This is a genomic window from Escherichia sp. MOD1-EC4550, assembly GCF_963876935.1.
Classification (GTDB): Bacteria; Pseudomonadota; Gammaproteobacteria; order Enterobacterales; family Enterobacteriaceae; genus Escherichia; species Escherichia coli_F.
This window is the reverse complement of sequence record NZ_CAWNSE010000023.1, coordinates 59,415-80,398: the sequence shown is the minus strand read 5'-3', so window position 1 is coordinate 80,398 and position 20,984 is coordinate 59,415. Positions and strand designations below refer to the sequence as shown.

The following is a 20,984-nucleotide window of genomic DNA, read 5'->3' as shown; positions in this document are numbered from 1 at the left end:
TTTATTATTAGTTGCGTTCGTACACCAGACGACCATCAACGTAGGTGCGGTAGATCGAACGGTCATCGCCCAACGTCATCATCACGAACAATTTGTCGACTAAAGAAACAGAGTTGTCATAGCGCAGCTGCTGTAGCGGGGTGGCGGTGGGTTCCATCACCACGAAATCAGCCTCTTTGCCAGGTAAAAAGTTGCCAATCAAATCGTCAAGGCCCAGAGATTTCGCCCCGCCGAGCGTGGCAAGGTAAAACGCTTCATATGCCGAGAGGCGATAGCCTTGTAATTGCAACACTTTGTAGGCTTCGTTCAGCGTTTGCAGCATGTTGAAAGTTGTTCCTGCGCCAATGTCAGTCCCCATGCCCACTTTGACTTTCTTCTGCCATGCTTTTTTCAAGTTGAATAAGCCACTGCCGAGGTAAAGGTTGGAGGTAGGACAGAAAGCAATGCTGGATTTGGTTTCGCTGAGACGATCCCACTCTTTCTCTTCGAGATGGACGCAGTGAGCAAAGACACAATTTTTACCTGTCAGACCGTACTGATGGTAAACATCCAGATAACCATCATGGTCAGGATAAAGCGATTTGACCCAGGCAATTTCATCTTTATTTTCACAAAGATGGGTATGTACCCATGTGTCGGGATACTCTTCTTTCAGGCGTTGCGCCATCGCCATCTGTTCAGGAGATGAGGTTGGGGCGAAGCGTGGCGTAATCGCATACAACAGACGACCATTTTTGTGCCAGCGTTCGATCAGTTCTTTGCTTTGGTGATAGCTGCTTTCGGCAGTGTCGAGCAGATAATCCGGTGCGTTGCGGTCCATCATCACCTTACCGGCAATCATACGCATATTGATATGACTAGCGGCTTCAAACAGCGCATCAACGGATTGCGGATGAACGGTACCAAACACCAACGCTGTGGTGGTTCCGTTACGTAAAAGCTGCTTGATGAAGAACGCCGACATTTCGCGGGCGTACTCTAAATCCTCATAACGACGTTCAGTAGGGAAGGTGTGTTTATTCAACCACTCCAACAATTGTTCACCATAGGCCCCAACCATTTCACTTTGCGGATAATGGATATGTGTATCGACAAAGCCCGGTACTACCAGTTTGCCGCGATAGTCGCGCACGCGAATGGTGTCAGGAATTTGATGCTTTCCGTCTTCCCATTCGCCAAACCATTCCACTTTTCCCTGTTTAATGAGTAATAAACCATCCTCAATAAACCGCAGCGCAGAGGCAATCTCTTCCGGGTTATCGACCGTACGGGTGACATCAATAAAACTGCCTCGTACCGCTTTTAACGTGTGTTCTCCTGACATCATTGACTCCTTTACTGTTAATCCATCTCTTCCGCTGAGGTAATACCAGGCAGAACGTTTTCCTGTCGGTAGCCACCAGGGAGGATAATATTTAATAAAATCGCAGTTAATCCACCAGCACAAATAGGGTTTTCAACTAATACATAAATAGAGGCTGGCAATATTTTAAAAATTTCCGGGTCGTAGGAGACGCCAAGCCCTAAACCTAAAGAAGTGGCGACAATAAGTGTTTCACGGCGCTTTAATCCGTTGGTGATGATGATGCGAATCCCAGCGATGGCAATCATGGAAAACATCAACGTCATTGCGCCTCCCAGAACTGCCGAGGGAATGGTCGTGAAGAAGCCGCCAATCATTGGAAACAAGCCGAGAATAACCAACATGACCGCGATGGTTCGCCCGACATAACGTGAAGCGACACCGGTCATCTGAATAACCCCATTATTTTGCGCAAACGTGGTTAACGGTAATGAACCGACAGCGGAAGCGATAACCGAAACCAGGCCATCTGCCAGTACGCCGCCTTTCAGACGCGACTGATACTCTTCTCCCTGGATGGGGCGGCGGGAAACCATTGCCGTGGCGGTGATATCACCGACAGCTTCCAGCACGCTAAGCAAATAAATCGTGCCGACCACCAGGAACTGATGGAAGCTGAAACTAAACCCGTATTTGAACGGATGCGGGATGGTGATTAACGGCAAATTGCGCATACTGCTGAAATCCACCATGCCCAGGCATAACGACGCGATATAACCGACACATAGCCCAATGGCAATCCCTCCCATGCGTAGTAACGGACTGCGGCAGCAGTTAAAGCCGATCACCACAATCAAAACCAATAAACCAACGCCGAGATGTTCGTAATTGCCGAACGTACCGCTGCTTTTGGCAGCAAATCCTCCACCAAAATCGATAATGCCGACTTTAATCAGGCTTAAGCCGATCATCAGCACCACAATGCCGCTAACGGTAGGTGTAATAACCCGACGTAAATAGGGCAGGATAAAAGAAGAGCCGACAACCAGAAATGCGCCAACGAAGGAGACGCCGAGAAGCGACGACATGATTAACTCTTCGTGAAAACCATCGCTTTTCATGCTGCTGCCCAGCGCAATCATGACTGTAACAAATGAAAAATTGACTGACTGAATTGAGAGTAGGCCAGAACCGACGATGCCATAGCGGTTTACCTGTAACCAGGTACCAATACCAGAGGCGATCATCGCCATAGAAACAAGATAGGCGGTTGTTTCAGCGGAAAGCTGTAAGGCCGCACCCACGATTAACGCAGGGGTTACCATCGGAACGAAAATTGCCAACAGATGGGTAATGGCACCAACGAGAGCCTGATGAAAGGGAGGGCGATCCTCCAGTTCAAATATAAGGTCAGAACCTGCATGGTTTATATCAGACATCCCTTCACTCCTTTTAAAGTAAATTTGATCATCTGAATCAGTAAAATAAATTCCCACGAATTTGGGGCGCAGGACGCCTTGAGAACGGCTTATCTCATTTTCGCAGTCAACTATTTAGTCATCGTTCAAACAGAGAAACAGGCCGCCGAAGCGGCCATTTATTATTTATATTTTTTCCAGCGCGGTGAGTATTTTCTCCGGTGTGAAATGCCATTCGCGTAACCAGATGCCGCAGGCATCGTGAATTGCGGTAGCAATCGCCGGAGCTGCGCCATTTACACCGATTTCTGAGATTGATTTCGCCCCGAATGGGCCGACTTTATCGTCGCTCGGCACCAGCACAGCGCGGAAATCACGCGGAATGTCACCAATTTTCGGTGCGCCGTAACTGCGTAAATCACGCGTTAACGGGTGGCCTTCGGCGTCATAAATGATTTCTTCGCTCATACTGTGCCCGATAGCACGCAGGGTGGCTCCGTAGATTTGTCCCAACGCTAACTCTGGATTGACCGGTGTACCACAGTCCAGCAAGGCATAGAATTTATCCAGGCGGATTTCACCCGTACGTGTGTTGACGGCAACTTCAGCAAAGTTTGCGCCATACGGGAAGGCGAAATCAGGCGTGATATAACTGGCAGTTCCCACCAGTGAACCAAAACCGGTGCCGGTTTCGCCTTTATGGGCAATATCCCCGAAACTAACTTCGCCTTTCTTGCCGCGCACGACGCCCGGCGTTGCTAGTTGAACATCTGCCACTGGCTCACCCAACATTTGCGCGCCGTGGAACAGAATTTTCTCCCGCAGATTTTCCGCTGCCAAACGCGCCGCGTTACCCGAGAAGCAAGTACCGGACGAGGCATATGCGCCTTTATCAAACAACGCATGATCGGTATCACCGGAGATAACATGCACGTCCTGCGGTGGGCAGTGCAGCACTTCTGCTGCCAGTTTCGTCACAACCGTATCCAGACCAGTACCAATATCCGCACCGCCAGAATGAACGATAAAGGTACCGTCTGATTCCAGTTTGATCATGCAGTTAGCCTGATCGATATCCGGGATCCCTGATTTCTGCATGATAATGGCGACGCCACGACCGATGTGCCAGTCACCGTTTTGTGGTTTTGGTGAAGACCATTGGATCATCTCGCGACCCTGACGCAGGATCTCTTCCAGTGCGCAGCTGGCGGCGGAAGGAACGGAGGTCGGCGCTTTACCTTCACCGATTGCACCGAGAATTTTCAGCTCTTGCCCTTCGTGTACCCGGTTACGTTCGATAATTTCCAGTTGGTCGATCTGTAACTGTTCAGCCAGTTCCGCTAATGCCATGGTGATAGCGAAGTTACCTTTCGGTGCGCCATAACCCTGATAAGCACCATTTGGGCAAATGTTGCTGTAGTAGGTGGTGACCTGGAAATCGACGTTATCGCACGGATATAACGGCAGCGACAGCGCCGGTCCGTTACACGGTACGGTGAGTGAGTGGTTGCCGTAAGGGCCTGTGTTGGCGCGGAAATCCATCTTCACAGCCGTCAGGCGACCATCTTTCTTTGCCCCCAGTTTGACGGTGACTTTCGCGACGTGACGAGAGGTGTTAGCAATAAACTCTTCTTCACGAGTGTAGCGGAACAGTACCGGACGCCCGGTCACGCAGGTTGCCCAGGCGCACACTTCTTCCAGCAGGATGTCCTGTTTAGACCCAAAACCGCCGCCAACTCGCTCTTTAATGACATGAACTTTATGTTGTTTCATGCCCACGAGGCGCGCGACCTGGCGGCGTAAGTGCCATGGTACCTGGGTGGAGGCGTGGATAACCAGACGATCGCCGTCCATACGGGTAAAGCAGATATGAGTTTCAGTCGGGCACTGCTGCGCCTGCGTTGAGTTATAGGTTCGCTCAATGATCACATCGGCATCGGCAAAGCCTTTGTCCATATCGCCAATATGACCATGAATACTGGCGGCGATATTTTTACGGGGGCGAGAACCGATCGGGAAGTTGATGATCATATGCTCGCCGCGCTGGGCTGCATGGCTGTTATCGTCTTCCAGAGTATCTGGCGCACCAGCAACATACACCACCGGTTCATCGTGCACGACAGGCGCATCTTCCGCCATTGCTTCGTCGATCGACATTACCGGCTTAAGCACTTCATATTCAACGTCGATGAGCTTCAGTGCTTCGAGCGCAATTTCTTCACTTTCAGCGACTACCGCAGCAACGCGATCGCCGACGTGACGCATTTTCTTGCCGAACATACGGCGGTCAAGCGGTGACGGTTCCGGTGCGCTCTGACCACCCGGGGTGTAGTAGATATCCGGGCAATTCAGATGAGTAATAACGTGAACGACGCCTGGTAAGGCTTCAGCTTTGCTGACATCCAGATGAGTAATCAGTGCGTGAGCGTGAGGGCTACGTAACATTTTAATGACGCAGGCGTCAGCCGTTACGCGGTCTTCAACATAGCAGGGTTTCGCCTGCACCATTTTTGCGGCATCAGTTTTAGGATAATGCTTACCAATGACTTCAAGGTCATCGCGGAAAGTCGGAGCGATATCAATGGTGGCCTGCGGGTTATTTTTACGTGCAACCGCCAGTTCAATGACCTGATAGTATTGTTGCCAGCCTGCATCGCGACTGAACAAACCAGAAAGCGCGTCGTCGATCTCTTCGCGGGTCGGTGCGGCGATACGCTCGAGCAGATCAGTGATAATCAGAGCAGCAGCTGGATCGTTATAACCAGACTGCACCACGCCAACATCAACCATTGCCTGTTGAACCAGACTTAACTCGTTCCATTTTCCCAGAGACTCTGCGGTACGAATATTAGCCTTCTCTATCTGTGCGGCAATAAGTAAGGACGCGTTGACGATATTACCGTTAAAGATAATTGCGTCAGAACCGGCAAAACCGAATCCATCATCGCTGTTGCGTACAGAGTGCATTCCCATGTTAAACAACAGCTTTTGCACGTTTTCACCAGGATTAACGGTTAGCTCCTGGGGCGTGCCATTTAATGTAAAGTGGATGATCATACGGCTTCCTCCCCAGCCTGTTGGCAGTCGGCATAAAGGTCGGCTACCAGAACTCCCGTGATATAGCGTTTATAGGCCACGCTGCCCCGCAAATCTTCCTGCGGGAAAATGGCGTTGGCGACAGCCTGTTCAAGGGCATCGCCTTCCAAGTTTTGTTTTTCAACATCGTGCAGACGCAGTGCTTTACTGGCCACGCCATCCAACGCAATTCGCATACCGTCGTGATCGGTTAACGCAACGGCTGCCGTTACTACCGTTAACCCAGCCTGAGAACGGCTAATTTTGCGAGTCGCACAGGTGCGATACGGATCTTTAATGATGATTTCGGTTAGCAGGCGATCGCATGGGCAGGCCAGGTACTCCTCAATTGACAGAGTTTCACCGTTGCCAAAAACCAGTTCGGCATCCAGTGCCAGCAGGACGGGAAGCAGCACCGACTCTTCCTGCCGGGCGGCGATTTCACCACCAATGGTCGACTGATTACGAATATGGCGAGAGTAGACAAAGCCGAGAGCCTCACGCAGTGCTGCAGGAATAAACCGTGCATCACGCAGTGTTTGCAAGCGAGACATCGCGCCAATCCGCAATGCACCGTTATCCCAGTCAACCCAGTCCAGTTCCAGATCCTGTAAGGATATGGCAATCTTTTTATCGGTACGGGTTGGTGTGGCGTTGAGTTTACTGCCTCCGGCAAACCAGACAGCTTCATCCTGATAGCGGCGCTTCAGTTCCAGCGCCTGTTCGACAGAGTCGGGCCTGAAAAATTGTTCAATCATCTTCTTTCCTTATTTAACCCTCTTCCTTTAAGGAAGAGGGTATCTGTCATTTATGCCAGCGCATCCATCCGACGCCACATAGCAGCGGCGGCTTTTTGGGCTTGCGCATAAATGGAATCGCAATCGAAGTTAAACTGACGGTCTTCATAGACCATAACGCCGTTGACCATCACGCTGTGGACGCTGCCTGAACCCATGCCGAAAGCGATATGCCCGGCGATATTGTCTGCCAGCAGCGGCGTCGGCGAGTTGTAATCGCAAATGGTTAAATCGGCTTTGTAACCGGCTTCCAGAAGGCCAAATTTCGCGCCAAAATTGCGGCTCATCAGTTCGTTGCCGTTAGCCAGTGCTTTGGCAAAACTGTCAGGCCACAGCGGACCACCCGCATCGCGATGTTTAAAGAAGGCAAATTTCATCTCTTCAAACATATCTGAACCAATACCGTCCGTACCCAACGCCAGATTGCGGATGTCGCAAAGATGATGGTTGTAGCCGACATGGTTGTTCATGTTTGAACGGGCGTTATGCACCAGGAATGCATCACGCTGATTGAGCAACGCGATGTCGTCTTTAGACAGATAAAGCCCATGAGCGACCAGCGTTTTGCTGTCGATGAGATCGAATTGCGCTAATCGTGCCAGCAGATCTTTGCCGTACCAGTGATGACTATGGGAAACATCGTAAAGGTCTTCCGCAGCGTGAATATGTAAACCACGGCCTGTGGCTTTCACGGCCTCACGCAGCATTTCCAGACCGGCATCCGGCACAGTAAACGGCGCGTGAGCACCAATATGAGCCTCTACCAGATACGGTTCAGTTGCCGCTTTCTTCGCATCATCAATCTGACGGGCGAAGCGGATATTTTCCTCTACTCCTTCCTGTAGTTCTTTAATGCCGTTGTTACGGTCAGTGGTTTCAAAACAGGTCATCGCACGCAGGCCAACTTTTAAAAATGCGTTGCGCAATGTGGAGAGCGACCCGCTGATATACGCCGGAGAGGCATGGTGATCGATAACAGATGTACAGCCGCTCTTAATCGCTTCCAGGGAACAAATCAGCCCGCTGTAATAGAGCGACTCTTCATCAAGGGCGCGATCGAGCCGCCACCAGAGATTTTTCAGCGTTGAAATGAAATCCGGGCAGGGGGCGATGTTTGCCATAATTCCACGGGAAAGCCCCGAGTAAAAATGGTTGTGCGAGCAGACAATTCCCGGCATCACAATCCGACCATGCATCTCTTTGTAGTTGGCATCGGGGTAGCGTTGCGTCAGCGCATCGCCGATAGCGACAATCACATCATTTTCGATGGCGATATCAACGCCTTCCTGCACTTTCGCCGGGTGTAACTGCACTGCGGTGACATTCTTCAGAATCAACATGATTACACCTCCACGCGGCCCAGCAGATAATGATGATGCTGGTGGACATGGCTAATGATGCGGCACATATCGTTCAGCTCCGGTGGTACGTTGTTGAACTGACCTTCGCTGTCGATGTTTAACACCCAGCTTTGGTTATTCAGACGTATGCGTACCTGGCAATCTTCCACAAGGAAGCCTGGGTTGCTGCTGTTATCAAAGTCTTGCGACAGGCTGAAGACGGTGATTTTGTCTTTATATGGTTTACCGTTCCACGGGCAGAACTGGGCGCAGTTGCCGCATTCGTTACAGTAAGCGTCGAGGTGCAGCGTCTGGAAACGGTTCTGGAATCCAGGGACCGCAATTGAGACATTGGCGCGGTTAGGGCAGACATCCACACACTTGCTGCAAACGTAGTTACATTCAAGACAGCGAGAAGCTTCCTGAGCGACAAACGCATCACGATCGTCGCTGTTCACCAGGGTGACTGAGATATCGCCTTTACGTTGGTAGATTTCCGCCGGATTGACGTTGTTCCAGTATTTATCGTTCTGGTGGGAACGGATATTTTCCCGACTCAGGATGGCATCGGTAGCCCGACGCGCAGTTCCGACAGCTGCAACGATAGAGGACGGTCCGCGCTGTACGTCGCCGATCATAAAGACGTCAGTCAGACGAGTTTCGCCATTATGGTCGACGTCTGGCCAGCCATTTTTGTCCAGCGGCACGCCCATGGCATTCAGGGTTTCAGTATCCTGCTGTTCGCCAATGGCGGTGATCAGGCTGTCTACATGCAGTGTTACTGTTTCGTTGGTTTCAACCGGACGGCGACGACCTTTCTCATCAGGTTCGCCAAGCGACATAACGCGCAAGGTTAAGGTGCCATCAGCATCGAAACGTTCCGGATTATTCAGGAAACGGAACTCCACGCCGTCGTGCAACGCTTCTTCATACTCTTCGCGCCATGCGGGCATCTCTTGCAGTGAACGACGATAAACGACCGTTGCTTTTTCTACGCCTGGAACGCGTAACGCCGCACGAGCGCAGTCCATTGCGGTGTTACCCGCCCCGACAACGACCACATGCTTGCCCAGCTTGAGCGTAGTGCCTTTGTTGTATTCACGCAGGAAGGGGAGTGATTTCCACACATTTTGGTTGTCGCCCGCCAATTTCACACCGCTATTTTTATCAGTGCCGGTGGCAATCAGAACATAGTGGAAGCCCTGATTTTTTAACTGTTCAACGGTCAGATCGGGTGAGCAGCCATACTCAAATTTCACGCCGTGAGCGGCAACAAAATCGATATCGTGCTGAATTAACTCTGCAGGAATACGGAACTGAGGAATGATATTTTTCACCACGCCGCCCGCATTGGCTTCGCGTTCAAACAGCGTAACCGGATGGCCCGCTCTGGCAAGGAAGTAACCTGCTGCCAGACCCGCCGGACCTGCACCAATCACGGCAACCGGATGGCGTGAACCAGAACCGGCTGGTTTGTGCCAGCGTTGCTTATATTCATCCCAACCTTTTTCCAGCGCGACTTTTTTCAGTTCGCGGATATTCAGCGCACTGTCGTAATCCAGGCGGGTACAGTTGTATTGGCACTGGTGATCGCAAATATGACCGGTAATGGCGGGCAGGGCGTTGCGTTGGTAGATGAGTTCCAGTGCGTCGGCATAGCGGTGTTCGCCAAGCAGACGGATGTATTCCGGAATATCCTGTTTAATGGCGCAAGCAGTAACGCACGGTGCAACGTAGCAGTCGGTCAGCGGCAGGTCTTCTGCCACTTCAATACGCTCTTCTGGCTTCCAGTGTTTCTGCGTGTATTCCATGGTTAACGCGTCTGCTGCCAGTTTGTTCAGTCGTTCGACGTCAACATGGTCAAGCCCCCAGGCGTCGGAGCCTTCCAGCTCGCGCATGCAGGCACTTAAGCGCAGATAGCCGCCAGGTTTCAGCAGGTCGGTTGCCATAGTAATAGGGCGAATACCAGTATCAAAAATATCGCGGATAGTCAGCTGACTGGCACCACCGGAATAAGAAATGGGCAGTTTGCCGTCAAAGGCGCGAGAGAGAACTGCTGCAACATTGATGGAGAGCGGGAACAGCGCACGGCCTGACATATACATCTCTTCACCAGGCAGTGCGCCTTTATTGTTGATGGTGCCGAGAGTGTTAGTCAGTTTGACGCCAAAACCGAGTGATTTTTCTTTTGCCAGTGCCATCAGGCGTTCCAGCATTTCCAGCGCTTGCGTCAGCTTGAGGTCGTGATCAAATGACTCTTCTTTTAAGCCTATGTAACCGAAACCGCAGACATCGAGGATCTCACGAACACGCGCGTACCCCAGTAAGGTCGGGTTGAGTTTCACAAAGGTATTGAGCCCTTTTTCTTCCAGCATGTAGCGGCAAATGGCTTCGATTTCATGCGGAGGACAGCCGTGCATCGTGGAGAGGGTGACGCCCTGCACCATGCTAGTGGGGATGCGAGCGGGTAAGGCCTGTAAGCTATCGCGTTTTTCCTGCAATCCGTGGCGGGCTAAAAATGCCTCATCCTGGAGCAGGTTATTAAGCGTATCGCGGTATTGAGCGAATTTTGGATGGTCAGATGCGTCCATCATATTATCGATGAACTGTTGCATCGGCGGTTGCTTAATACCTTCGAGGTTGTAACCGACGCTCATATTAAAGATAAAGGATTTACCGGAATCAGAAGGCTGGAACATTGCTTCGAGAAGATGCAGAGCAAACCAGGCTTTGAGGTATTCATCCCAGGCTTTAAGCAGGGTAAATTCGGTAGACCATTCGGTGTTAAAGCACTCGTCTTCGGCATCAATACAGGGCTTTTCCAGCTCCAGGCGGTCAAGAATTTGGACGGTTTTTAGTTCGATGAAGCGTCCGCCAGTCAGCCAGGATGTGACAATATTTTGCGCGAGCTGCGTGTGCGGACCAGCGGCAGGGCCGACGGGAGTGGCACAGGTTTCACCGAAGACGCTAACAGTTTTACCTTTTACGGGTGAGTAAAACTGTTGCTCGGGAATACCAAAGATTGAGCGTTGTTGTTGGTATTCATCAAATATGCGCGTCAAAAGTTCCTCAAACGGAATGGGACGCATAATATCCCCCATAACCCTCTCCTTAGCTTATACAGATATCATTGAGTGACCGGTGTTGAGAAATCCGGTGGTTTAGGGGGATAGAGCAACAATCGCACCACTCTTGCCAGGTTTGGCGGGAAATATAAAAAAATGTGAGGCGGCTCGAAACTTAAGGGCTTTTTGTGAATGAACTCACAGGTGCCAAATGAGAATTAAAATCACTCCTGGGAATTATTATTACCAGCCCATTTATCACTTTTTCTCTTTTCTCAAAATCAGTGATTCCTTATCATAATGATAAAGCAGGCTGGATGGTTTAAATATTTGAACGCAAACGTTTAACTACGTTTTCTAAATTTCAGTATACCTTTTTTGCGCTGTAATAAAGTCGTCCGGAGTATCAATATCTAAAATTATTTCTGCATTCTCTATTTCGACGGAATAATGTTCTCCCATAAGGAGTGCCTGACGCATATTGGTGACATTGGGTCGCTGGGTTGCCTGCATCAGGCATGGCTTTGACACTAAAATCGGATGGCCGGGGATACCTTTATGGAGTGGCAGTATTGCGCCATCATTACGTAACGACCAGATTTTTCTAAAAATATCGATGGTGAGGGTTGGCATGTCACCGTGGGTGAGAAAACAATGTTCGGTTTGCACCGCGGGTACTGCGGCCTTTACTGATGTCAGTAAACCCTGCGCATAATTTGGGTTGTGGATAATAGTGATATTACTCTGGTTCGCATAACGTTCGTGCAGTTCATTACCACGATAGCCGGTGACTAAAATAATTCGGCTACAAAACTGCAACGCATTTTTGATACTTGCATCAAGAATTGTTCCCTCTTGCCAGGGTAACATCATTTTCCATTGCCCCATTCTTGATGATAATCCGGCAGCGGTAATTATACAGTCGATGGCTGACATAGTGGTTCCATTATTAATAGGGGCTAATAACGCCTGTTAATTGCGTTACTTCCTGATGGATTAAGTTGGGGATAATTTATCCCAGAGAGGTCATAAAGACTCGTGAAAAGTATAGTTGACCCATCGGCATTATTCATTGATTTAGGCGCGCAGAAACGTCCCACTGTGATTTCTGTTGTTGGGGCTGGGGGGAAAACCAGCTTGCTTTTTTGGCTGGTAGAACTGCTCCAGGCTAGCGGCAGGCGTGTGTTAATCACTACAACGACACATATGTTTATGCCAACGTCTCACTGGCCCGTGGTTTTCTGTCGTGATCCCGCCATGCTTCCTCATGCGTCTCTTACATCCCCCATTTCATTTTGTTTTCACAGCTGGAAAGCGAACCAGGGAAAAGTGCAGGGATTTATGCCAGAAGCGATTGATGCACTGGTGCAACGACCAGAGTGTGACGTAATTCTCATTGAGGCAGATGGCTCGCGTGGAATGCCGTTAAAAGCGCCTGATGAGCACGAACCTTGCATACCCAAAAGCAGTTGCTGCGTGATTGCTGTGATGGGAGGACATATTTTGGGTGCGAAAGTGAGCACAGAAAATGTCCATCGCTGGTCGCAGTTTGCTGATATTACCGGGTTAACACCTGATGCAACCTTGCAACTGAGCGATCTCGTTGCGCTGGTTCGCCACCCTCAGGGCGCATTTAAAAACGTACCGCAAGGTTGTCGGCGAGTCTGGTTCATTAACCGTTTTTCTCAATGTGAGAATGCGATTGCGCAAAGCGAGCTCCTTCAACCGCTGCAACAACACGACGTAGAGGCAATCTGGCTGGGCGATATACAAGAACATCCTGCAATCGCGCGCAGATTTGTGAATTAGCGGCCCGGGTATTCCGGGTTACTGAAAGGATATCCATTGAGGTTGGTATGAATATTTTCACAGAGGCTGCAAAACTTGAAGAGCAAAATTGTCCGTTTGCGATGGCGCAAATTGTTGATAGCCGAGGCTCGACTCCCCGCCATTCTGCACAAATGTTAGTGCGCGCCGATGGTTCTATCGTCGGTACAATTGGTGGTGGAATGGTTGAGCGGAAGGTGATTGAAGAGTCGCTTCAGGCATTGCAGGAACGTAAGCCGCGATTATTCCATGGACGTATGGCTCGTAACGGTGTGGATGCTGTCGGGTCAGATTGTGGAGGTGCAATGTCCGTGTTTATCAGCGTCCATGGTATGCGTCCTCGTCTGGTGTTGATTGGCGCGGGGCATGTCAACCGGGCGATAGCCCAGAGTGCGGCGCTATTAGGATTTGATATTGCCGTTGCCGATATTTATCGCGAAAGCCTTAATCCTGAATTATTCCCACCATCAACCACGCTTCTCCATGCTGAGTCGTTTGGTGCGGCAGTGGAAGCACTGGATATTCGCCCTGATAATTTTGTCCTGATTGCCACGAATAATCAGGATCGTGAAGCCCTCGACAAACTCATTGAACAGCCCATTGCATGGCTGGGGTTGCTGGCAAGTCGCCGCAAGGTTCAGCTTTTCCTACGTCAATTGCGTGAGAAAGGCGTGGCTGAAGAACATATTGCCCGTTTACATGCGCCCGTTGGTTACAACATAGGTGCGGAAACGCCGCAGGAGATCGCCATCAGCGTGCTGGCAGAAATATTACAGGTGAAAAATAACGCGCCGGGTGGGCTGATGATGAAACCTTCTCATCCTTCCGGACACCAGCTGGTGGTGATTCGCGGTGCGGGGGATATCGCCAGTGGTGTGGCGCTACGTCTGTATCATGCGGGTTTTAAAGTGATCATGCTGGAAGTGGAAAAACCGACAGTGATTCGTTGTACCGTGGCGTTTGCCCAGGCCGTGTTCGATGGCGAAATGACGGTCGAAGGCGTCACTGCCCGCCTGGCAACCAGCTCTGCGGAAGCGATGAAACTTACCGAACGCGGATTCATCCCTGTGATGGTAGATCCCGCCTGTTCATTGCTTGATGAACTGAAACCGCTTTGCGTGGTGGACGCTATTCTGGCGAAACAGAATTTGGGTACGCGGGCAGATATGGCACCAGTAACAATCGCGCTTGGGCCGGGCTTTACTGCTGGGAAGGATTGCCATGCGGTAATTGAAACAAATCGCGGGCACTGGCTCGGTCAGGTGATTTACTCTGGTTGTGCGCAGGAGAATACCGGTGTTCCCGGCAATATTATGGGGCATACCACCCGACGGGTGATCCGTGCTCCTGCTGCAGGCATTATGCGATCCAACGTGAAATTAGGCGATCTGGTGAAAGAGGGCGATGTGATTGCCTGGATTGGTGAGCATGAAATTAAAGCACCGTTGACGGGGATGGTGCGTGGCTTGTTGAACGACGGACTGGCGGTGGTCGGTGGTTTTAAAATTGGTGATATCGATCCACGTGGTGAAACGGCTGATTTCACCAGCGTTTCTGATAAAGCCCGGGCAATTGGCGGCGGCGTACTTGAGGCGTTAATGATGTTGATGCATCAGGGCGTTAAAGCGACAAAAGAAGTGCTGGAAGTGGCTTAAATGAAAATGGCCGGATGGTATTACCCACCCGGCCTTTAAATTACTGACAAATCACCGTTCCGGTTTTGCCTTCAATCCCTTCTTTCGCTTTGCTCAATACGGTAATCAGTGCTTCGCGTCCAGCGCGAGAGCGAGCAAACGAGGCGGCTGCTTCCACTTTAGGCAGCATAGAACCTTTCGCAAAATGACCTTCTTCGATAAAGCGTTCAGCATCACTTAATGACAGGCGATCGAGCCACTGTTCGTTCTCTTTACCGAAGTTAATGGCCACTTTTTCTACCGCAGTCAGAATGATCAGCATATCGGCATCAATCATTTCTGCTAAACGGGCGCTGGCCCAGTCTTTATCAATAACCGCGCTGGCACCACGCAGATGGTTACCTTCACGAATAACAGGAATACCACCACCGCCAACGGTGATCACTACCTGGCCTGCATCTACCAGAGCTTTAACCGTTTCTTTTTCAATGATATCAACCGGTTTTGGCGAGGCAACAACACGGCGATAGCCGCGACCAGCATCTTCTTTCAGAGTGTAACCCTGTTTTGTCAGTTGCTCTGCTTCCTGCTCGGTAAAGAACGAACCGATCGGCTTGGTCGGGTTGAGGAATGCCGGATCGTTAGCGTCGACTTCGACCTGGGTAACCAGCGTTGCTACAGGTTTATTAATGCCACGAGAAAGCAGTTCTTCTCTTAAGGCGTTTTGTAGATCGTAACCAATATAACCCTGGCTTAAGGCAACACAGACAGACATCGGCAGCATTGGCGAGTGCGCTTCAGTTTTTGCCGCGGCTTCAAAGGCCTGGTTAATCATGCCTACCTGCGGCCCGTTACCATGAGTGACGATGACCTCATGTCCCTGGGCAATTAAATCAACAATTGCCTGAGACGTAATTTTTACCGCTTTCATTTGTCCGGCTAGATCGTCGCCCAGCGCATTCCCGCCCAGGGCGAGAACAATTTTCTTACTCATTTTTCCTCACTCATCATTCTTGATTGTGTATAGATCCCTGGCAGTGGTTAGAGCACGGGAGGGACAAACGGTTTGCGTCGCAGGAAACGACCTCGCCCGGCTTTACCTGTAAAGGTGCCGTCACAGAAAATCGTTTCACCACGGGATAATGTTCTGACAATTGCGCCCTGACAGGTAAAACCCTCCCAGGGCGAGTAGTCGGCGTTGTCGTGGAGATGGCGGTGTTGAATTTGTTGACTCTGACGTGGGTCGATAATTACCACATCACCATCTGAGCCGGGCGCTAATAATCCTTTTTGTGGCCACAGGCCAAATAGCCTGGCGGGCATCGCACTGGTCAATTCAACAAAACGCTCCGGTGTGATACGTCCCGTCATCACGCCACTGGAGAACAGCAACTGCATGCGGTTTTCCACACCGGGCAAGCCATTTGGGCAGCGGCTGAAATCGCCTTTAGAAATTTGCAGGCGTTGAGCCATCGAGAAGGTGCAGTGATCGGTCGCCACCACGTCAATCGCACCATCACTAATGCCACACCACAGTTTGTCCTGCTCACGCACGTTACGCAGTGGTGGGCTAAGAATGAACTTCATGCCGTCTTCTGTATCGTAACTGCGTTCGTCCAGCAGGAGATATTGCGGGCAGGTTTCAACCCAGACTGGCTGGTGATTCGCGCGGGCAAGACGCAGATAATCCAGACCTAAGCCGTTAGAGAGGTGGACGATATAGAGCGGGGCGTTACCGGCAATTTGTGCCAGGTTAATCATGCGTGCGATGGCTTCCGCTTCGCATTCCAGAGGGCGACTCAAGGCGTGATAGCGCGGCGCGGTTAACCCTGCGGCGATAAACTCCGCCCGCTTGCTGGCGATAGCTGCATCATTTTCCGGGTGCACGGTGGTCAGCGCGCCGGACTCATGCAAGCGGCGTAACGCCTGCAAAACCTCGTCATCGTTGAGTTTGTATTGATAGGTTAAATAGAGTTTAAAACTGCTCAGTCCTTCTTCGACCATCATCGGAATTTCGTCGAGGATGGCGTGATTAATGTGCTGGATAACACCGTGAAAGCTGTAGTCAATAACCGCTTTATGGGCGGCATAACCACGATAAACTTCCAGTTGATGGCGTAATCGGCAGCCATTTGGTCCAAATCCCATATGGTCAATAATGGTTGTTGTACCGCCACACGCAGCTGCACGGGTACCGGTAAAAAAATCATCACAACTGCGCGCGATGCCGACATCAATATTGAAGTGTGTATGGACATCTACGCCGCCAGGGAAAACGTAACAGCCAGTAGCATCAATTTCTTCATAAGGGAGCTGCGGCGAAATATCGGTGCCCAACTGGCGAACAATCCCGCTTTCAATCAGCAAATCCTGTTTGGCTTGTCCATCTGCGTTAACGATAGTGCCGTTTTTGATCAATACGCGCATAGCAAACTCCAAAAACCCTCCGGCGAACCGGAGGGGAATAAGTGAAGAATAATTATTCGGTTGCCAGCCAGCTTAACGGGATTGCAGCGTACATAGCGGCACAGGTCACCAGGTGAGATTTCCAGGTTTTTTCGTTAGGTGCGTGCGCTTCAGGTTCTTTACCAGGGCCAAAACCGATCACCGGAATGCCGTGACGACCCATGATGGAGACGCCGTTAGTTGAGAAGGTCCACTTATCAACAACCGGCGCTTTGCCAAACAGCCCTTCGTAGGCATTCACCAGTGCTTTAACAGTGAAGTGATCTTCTTCCACTTTCCAGGTCGGGAAGTAGCATTCGGTTGGGTAAACCAGGCCAGTCCAGGACGGACGGTCGTAGTTGTACATAGAAACAACCGCGTTAGCTTTCTGTACCGCAGGCAGGGCGCGGATTTCGTCCAGCGCGCCTTCCCAGGTTTCGCCCCAGGTCAGACGACGGTCAATTGAAACTGCGCAGCTGTCTGCTACAGCGCAACGGCTTGGAGATGTGAAGAAGATTTCAGAAACGGTGAGGGTGCCTTTGCCGAGGAATTCGTCATAGCCCAGGCGCTGGGAGAGTTCCTGCAATTCGCCAAGAATCGGACCCATTTTGAAAATGGCGTTATCACCGCGTTCTGGCGCAGAGCCGTGGCAGCTAACGCCCTGAACATCAATGCGAATTTCCATACGACCGCGTTGACCACGATATACCTGGCAGTCGGTTGGTTCGGTACTGACCACAAATTCCGGGCGAATGCCAGATTGTTCAATAATGTACTGCCAGCACAGACCGTCGCAGTCTTCTTCCTGCACAGTGCCGGTGACCAGCAGGGTGTATTCATCTTCCAGACCGAGGTCTTTAATGATTTTACCGGCATAAACCATAGATGCCATGCCGCCTTCCTGGTCGGAAGTACCACGGCCGCCGATCAGCTCATCAGTTTCCATGCCTTCGTACGGATCGAAGTCCCAGTTTTTGATGTTGCCAATGCCGACGGTGTCGATATGCGCGTCCATCGCCACCAGCCGCGGGCCGTGACCGATATAACCGAGCACGTTGCCCATCGGGTCGATTTCAACTTTATCGAAGCCGACTTTTTCCATCTCTTCTTTAATACGATGCACTACGCGTTTTTCGTCGCAGCTTTCGCTGGGGATCGCAACCATGTCGCGCAGGAAGCGAGTCATGTCTGCCTGGTAATCTTTTGCTTTTTCAAGAATCAGTTTGAATGGAATATTCTTAGCCATTATTTTTCTCCAGATTTTTTACTCCCCGTTTTGCGGGGAGCAGTTCCAATAGGGTGATTAAGGTGCTACAGAGTGTTTGCCTTCCCAGACAACTTCGCGGTAGTGCTTCACGTCGGTGTCGCCTTCAGTGCTGATAACCAGCACCACTGCATCTTTGTTCAGCGCCAGTTTTTCCATCAGGCTTTGACGTTGCGGGTGATAATGAACCGCCGCGAGAACGCCTAAACCGACAGCGCCGGATTCACCGGAGATGATGCGCGGGTCGTTGCCGTACGGATTACCCAGCACGCGCATACCTAATGCGGCAACGCTGTCCTGGCAGGAGATGAATTGGGTGGCGCAGTTACGTAGGATTTCCCAGCCCAGTGGGTTAGGTTCGCCGCAGGCCAGGCCCGCCATGATAGTGGCCATATCGCCGCCAACGTTGACGATGTCGCCTTTGACACCAGAACGATAGATACAGTCAGCTTTGTCAGGTTCAACAATAATGCTGTGCAGATTTTGCGGGCTGTAGACGTCGACCAGATAACCCAGTACGCCGCCGGCCATCGCGCCGACACCGGCTTGCAGCAGAACGTGCGTCGGGGTTACACCCATTTCACGCATTTGCTCTACGGCTTCATCTGCCAGAGTGGCATAGCCCTGCATGATCCAGGTTGGGATTTTGGTGTAACCTTCCCAGGCGGTATCTTGCACCACTTCCCAGCCGTGCTGCTGCGCGTGTTGCATGGTCAGGCGAACGGTATCGTCATAGTTCATATCGGTGACGATGCACTCGGCTCCGAGGTTCAGAATGGCGTCAACGCGTTCCTGAGCGGAACCTTTCGGCATGTAAATTACCGCGTTCTGACCGAGTTGCTGTGCTGCCCAGGCAACACCGCGCCCGTGGTTGCCGTCGGTCGTTGTAGCAAATGTCATTTTTTCGCCGATGGCATTTTTCAGATGCTCGAATGACAGTGTTTCGATATCAAGATGATATTTTTCGCACAACAACTGAGCGATGGCATATGCGCCGCCGAGCATTTTGAATGCGTTCAGACCGAATCGTTTTGATTCGTCCTTAACGAGAATTTTTTTCACCCCAAAAAGGTTTGCGAGATCGTCCAGCGCGCAAAGTGGTGTTGGGCGATAGCCAGCAATTTTCTGGTGGAACTGGCGCGCCAGTTTTGCCTGGCTTTGCGAAAAGAGCGGTGATGTTTCGCCGTTGAAAAATTTGTTATCGGCGATATCAATCTTCAATGAGAAAACGGACATATCCTATCCTTTTGGCCTCTGGAAATAGAGAGCCGACCTGTCGATCGGCCCGAGGGGGTTATTTCACGCGTTCTTGCGCTTCTTTCAGCAGTTGTTCGAGCAGTGCGCCTGGTTTGGAATATTTACGGGAAAGGATCATTGCTGCGATGATGTATGGCTTCCAGCTGGCTTCTTTGTAGGTAGCGATACGGTATTTTTCGAATACGCCTTCAGTGACTTCACCTTCTTTGCAGGATACGCCACTGATATCTGCTGGCAGGCAGTGCATGTACAGGGCTTCGCCATCACGGGTCAGTTCCATCATCTCTTCAGTGCAATGCCAGTCTTTGTGTTGCGCGTTCTGTGCCAGACACTGTTTTTCCAGTGCTTTTAAGCCTTCGTGATCGTTCGCACGCAGCAGTTCAGTACGCTCTTCCATCACTTTGTAAGGTGCCCATGACTTCGGATAAACGATGTCTGCGTCTTTGAAGGCTTCTTCCATGCTGGTGACCTGACGGAAGCTACCGCCAGAGGCTTTAGCATTATTTTTAGCTACTTCAACTACATCCGGGATCAAATCGTAGCCTTCCGGATGGGCCAGGGTGACATCCATACCGAAGCGGGTCATCAGGCCGATAATGCCTTGCGGTACAGAGAGCGGTTTGCCGTAGCTTGGTGAGTATGCCCAGGTCATGGCGATTTTTTTACCTTTCAGGTTTTCGAGCGAACCAAAGTGTTCACGCAACCATGCCAGGTCAGCCATTGACTGAGTCGGATGGTCGATATCGCATTGTAGGTTCACTAAAGCCGGACGCTGTGGAAGCACGCCCTGCTTGTAGCCGTCATCAAGCGCAGCGCCAACTTCACGCATATAGGCGTTACCTGCGCCCAGATACATATCGTCACGAATACCAATAGCGTCGGCGCAGAAGGAGATCATATTGGCGGTTTCACGTACGGTTTCGCCGTGAGCGATTTGTGATTTGCCTTCGTCGAGATCTTGCTGTGCAAGGCCGAGCAGGTTAAGCGCGGAAGCATAAGAGAAGCGGGTACGGGTGGAGTTGTCGCGGAATACGGAAATACCTAATCCACTATTAAAGACTTTGGTTGAGATGTTTTCAGCACGCAGTGCTTTTAATGCTGCGGCAACGTCCAGTACTTGTTTCAGTTCGTCAGGCGTCTGTTCCCACGTTAACAAAAAATCTTTCTCGTGAAGGTGAGAGGTCAGCGAATTGATATCCTTAATCAGCTCATTAACAGTTTTCATCATAAAGTCCCGGTAGTGGAATGACAGGCAAAGTGGTTTTTTTCACTGTGACTTGCCAAAGTGATTGGTGTTTTCACAGCTATACCAGGGACTAACAATAAGTGTGCCAGAATTATCCACGCGGCTATAAAAGACTAATTTGACGGGTAATGTGTGGTGTAGATCACAAATTGATGCCAGCTTCCGGTTGTGTGTAAAATACGAAAACGTTTGGCTTTTTTTATTGCGTTGTTTATTTGCTGCTAAGTATCAGAAATAAGATAAAGGGGCAGGCTATCCCTCGTCAGTTTGATAAACTCACCGCTGTAATTCTCATATTGATATAGAAATGTGA

General features: G+C 50.7%; 14 protein-coding genes. 2 read left to right on the top strand and 12 right to left on the bottom strand.

The window, feature by feature from the left end; translation table 11 throughout:
- Window positions 1-7 precede the first annotated feature (7 nt).
- The 7 genes from guaD to mocA form a co-directional block, all read right to left on the bottom strand.
- On the bottom strand, window positions 8-1,324 hold the full coding sequence (gene guaD, locus AACU19_RS16490; RefSeq protein WP_001352959.1) for a guanine deaminase: 1,317 nt from the start codon (window positions 1,322-1,324) through the stop codon (window positions 8-10).
- A gap of 17 nt (window positions 1,325-1,341) precedes the next feature.
- Window positions 1,342-2,742, bottom strand: coding sequence for a xanthine/proton symporter XanQ (gene xanQ, locus AACU19_RS16485; protein WP_001280192.1), 1,401 nt, complete (start codon window positions 2,740-2,742; stop codon window positions 1,342-1,344).
- Between the two features lie 165 nt (window positions 2,743-2,907).
- Window positions 2,908-5,778: a molybdopterin-dependent oxidoreductase Mo/Fe-S-binding subunit gene (locus AACU19_RS16480; protein WP_105278295.1), complete on the bottom strand. Its 2,871-nt coding sequence runs from the start codon at window positions 5,776-5,778 to the stop codon at window positions 2,908-2,910.
- The gene (gene ygfM / locus AACU19_RS16475) at window positions 5,775-6,554 is read right to left on the bottom strand and encodes a molybdopterin-dependent oxidoreductase FAD-binding subunit (protein WP_000572477.1); all 780 of its coding nucleotides are present in this window, start codon (window positions 6,552-6,554) and stop codon (window positions 5,775-5,777) included. Before ygfM ends, AACU19_RS16480 begins: the two co-directional genes overlap by 4 nt.
- Before the next feature lie 50 nt (window positions 6,555-6,604).
- Window positions 6,605-7,933: a putative aminohydrolase SsnA gene (gene ssnA / locus AACU19_RS16470; RefSeq protein ID WP_088541706.1), complete on the bottom strand. Its 1,329-nt coding sequence runs from the start codon at window positions 7,931-7,933 to the stop codon at window positions 6,605-6,607.
- 2 nt (window positions 7,934-7,935) lie between these two features.
- The gene (gene ygfK, locus AACU19_RS16465; RefSeq protein ID WP_105278294.1) at window positions 7,936-11,034 is read right to left on the bottom strand and encodes a putative selenate reductase subunit YgfK; all 3,099 of its coding nucleotides are present in this window, start codon (window positions 11,032-11,034) and stop codon (window positions 7,936-7,938) included.
- 321 nt (window positions 11,035-11,355) lie between these two features.
- The gene (gene mocA / locus AACU19_RS16460; protein WP_032185058.1) at window positions 11,356-11,934 is read right to left on the bottom strand and encodes a molybdenum cofactor cytidylyltransferase; all 579 of its coding nucleotides are present in this window, start codon (window positions 11,932-11,934) and stop codon (window positions 11,356-11,358) included.
- Between the two features lie 102 nt (window positions 11,935-12,036).
- Between mocA and yqeC the strand changes: the two genes are divergently transcribed.
- Together yqeC and yqeB are read left to right on the top strand one after the other, a co-directional pair.
- Window positions 12,037-12,807 (top strand): selenium cofactor biosynthesis protein YqeC, encoded by a 771-nt coding sequence (gene yqeC / locus AACU19_RS16455; protein ID WP_001364452.1) that lies wholly within the window; start codon window positions 12,037-12,039, stop codon window positions 12,805-12,807.
- A 47-nt stretch (window positions 12,808-12,854) separates the two neighbouring features.
- Window positions 12,855-14,480 (top strand): selenium-dependent molybdenum cofactor biosynthesis protein YqeB, encoded by a 1,626-nt coding sequence (gene yqeB / locus AACU19_RS16450; RefSeq protein WP_001020405.1) that lies wholly within the window; start codon window positions 12,855-12,857, stop codon window positions 14,478-14,480.
- A 40-nt stretch (window positions 14,481-14,520) separates the two neighbouring features.
- Here the strand turns inward: yqeB and arcC are convergent, their stop codons facing one another.
- Genes arcC through ygeW form a run of 5 tightly spaced genes read right to left on the bottom strand, consistent with a single transcriptional unit; the run spans window position 14,521 to window position 20,650 of the window.
- Window positions 14,521-15,453: a carbamate kinase gene (arcC, locus tag AACU19_RS16445; protein WP_000037992.1), complete on the bottom strand. Its 933-nt coding sequence runs from the start codon at window positions 15,451-15,453 to the stop codon at window positions 14,521-14,523.
- A 47-nt stretch (window positions 15,454-15,500) separates the two neighbouring features.
- Complete coding sequence (hyuA, locus tag AACU19_RS16440) at window positions 15,501-16,886, bottom strand: D-phenylhydantoinase (RefSeq protein ID WP_001352961.1); 1,386 nt, start codon at window positions 16,884-16,886, stop codon at window positions 15,501-15,503.
- Window positions 16,887-16,938: 52 nt separating this feature from the next.
- Window positions 16,939-18,150: a YgeY family selenium metabolism-linked hydrolase gene (locus tag AACU19_RS16435; RefSeq protein ID WP_001107125.1), complete on the bottom strand. Its 1,212-nt coding sequence runs from the start codon at window positions 18,148-18,150 to the stop codon at window positions 16,939-16,941.
- Window positions 18,151-18,207: 57 nt separating this feature from the next.
- Complete coding sequence (dpaL, locus tag AACU19_RS16430) at window positions 18,208-19,404, bottom strand: diaminopropionate ammonia-lyase (RefSeq protein WP_000110494.1); 1,197 nt, start codon at window positions 19,402-19,404, stop codon at window positions 18,208-18,210.
- Between the two features lie 58 nt (window positions 19,405-19,462).
- Entirely contained in the window at window positions 19,463-20,650 is a 1,188-nt protein-coding gene (gene ygeW / locus AACU19_RS16425; RefSeq protein ID WP_001360948.1) for a knotted carbamoyltransferase YgeW, read from the bottom strand.
- Window positions 20,651-20,984: the final 334 nt, after the last annotated feature.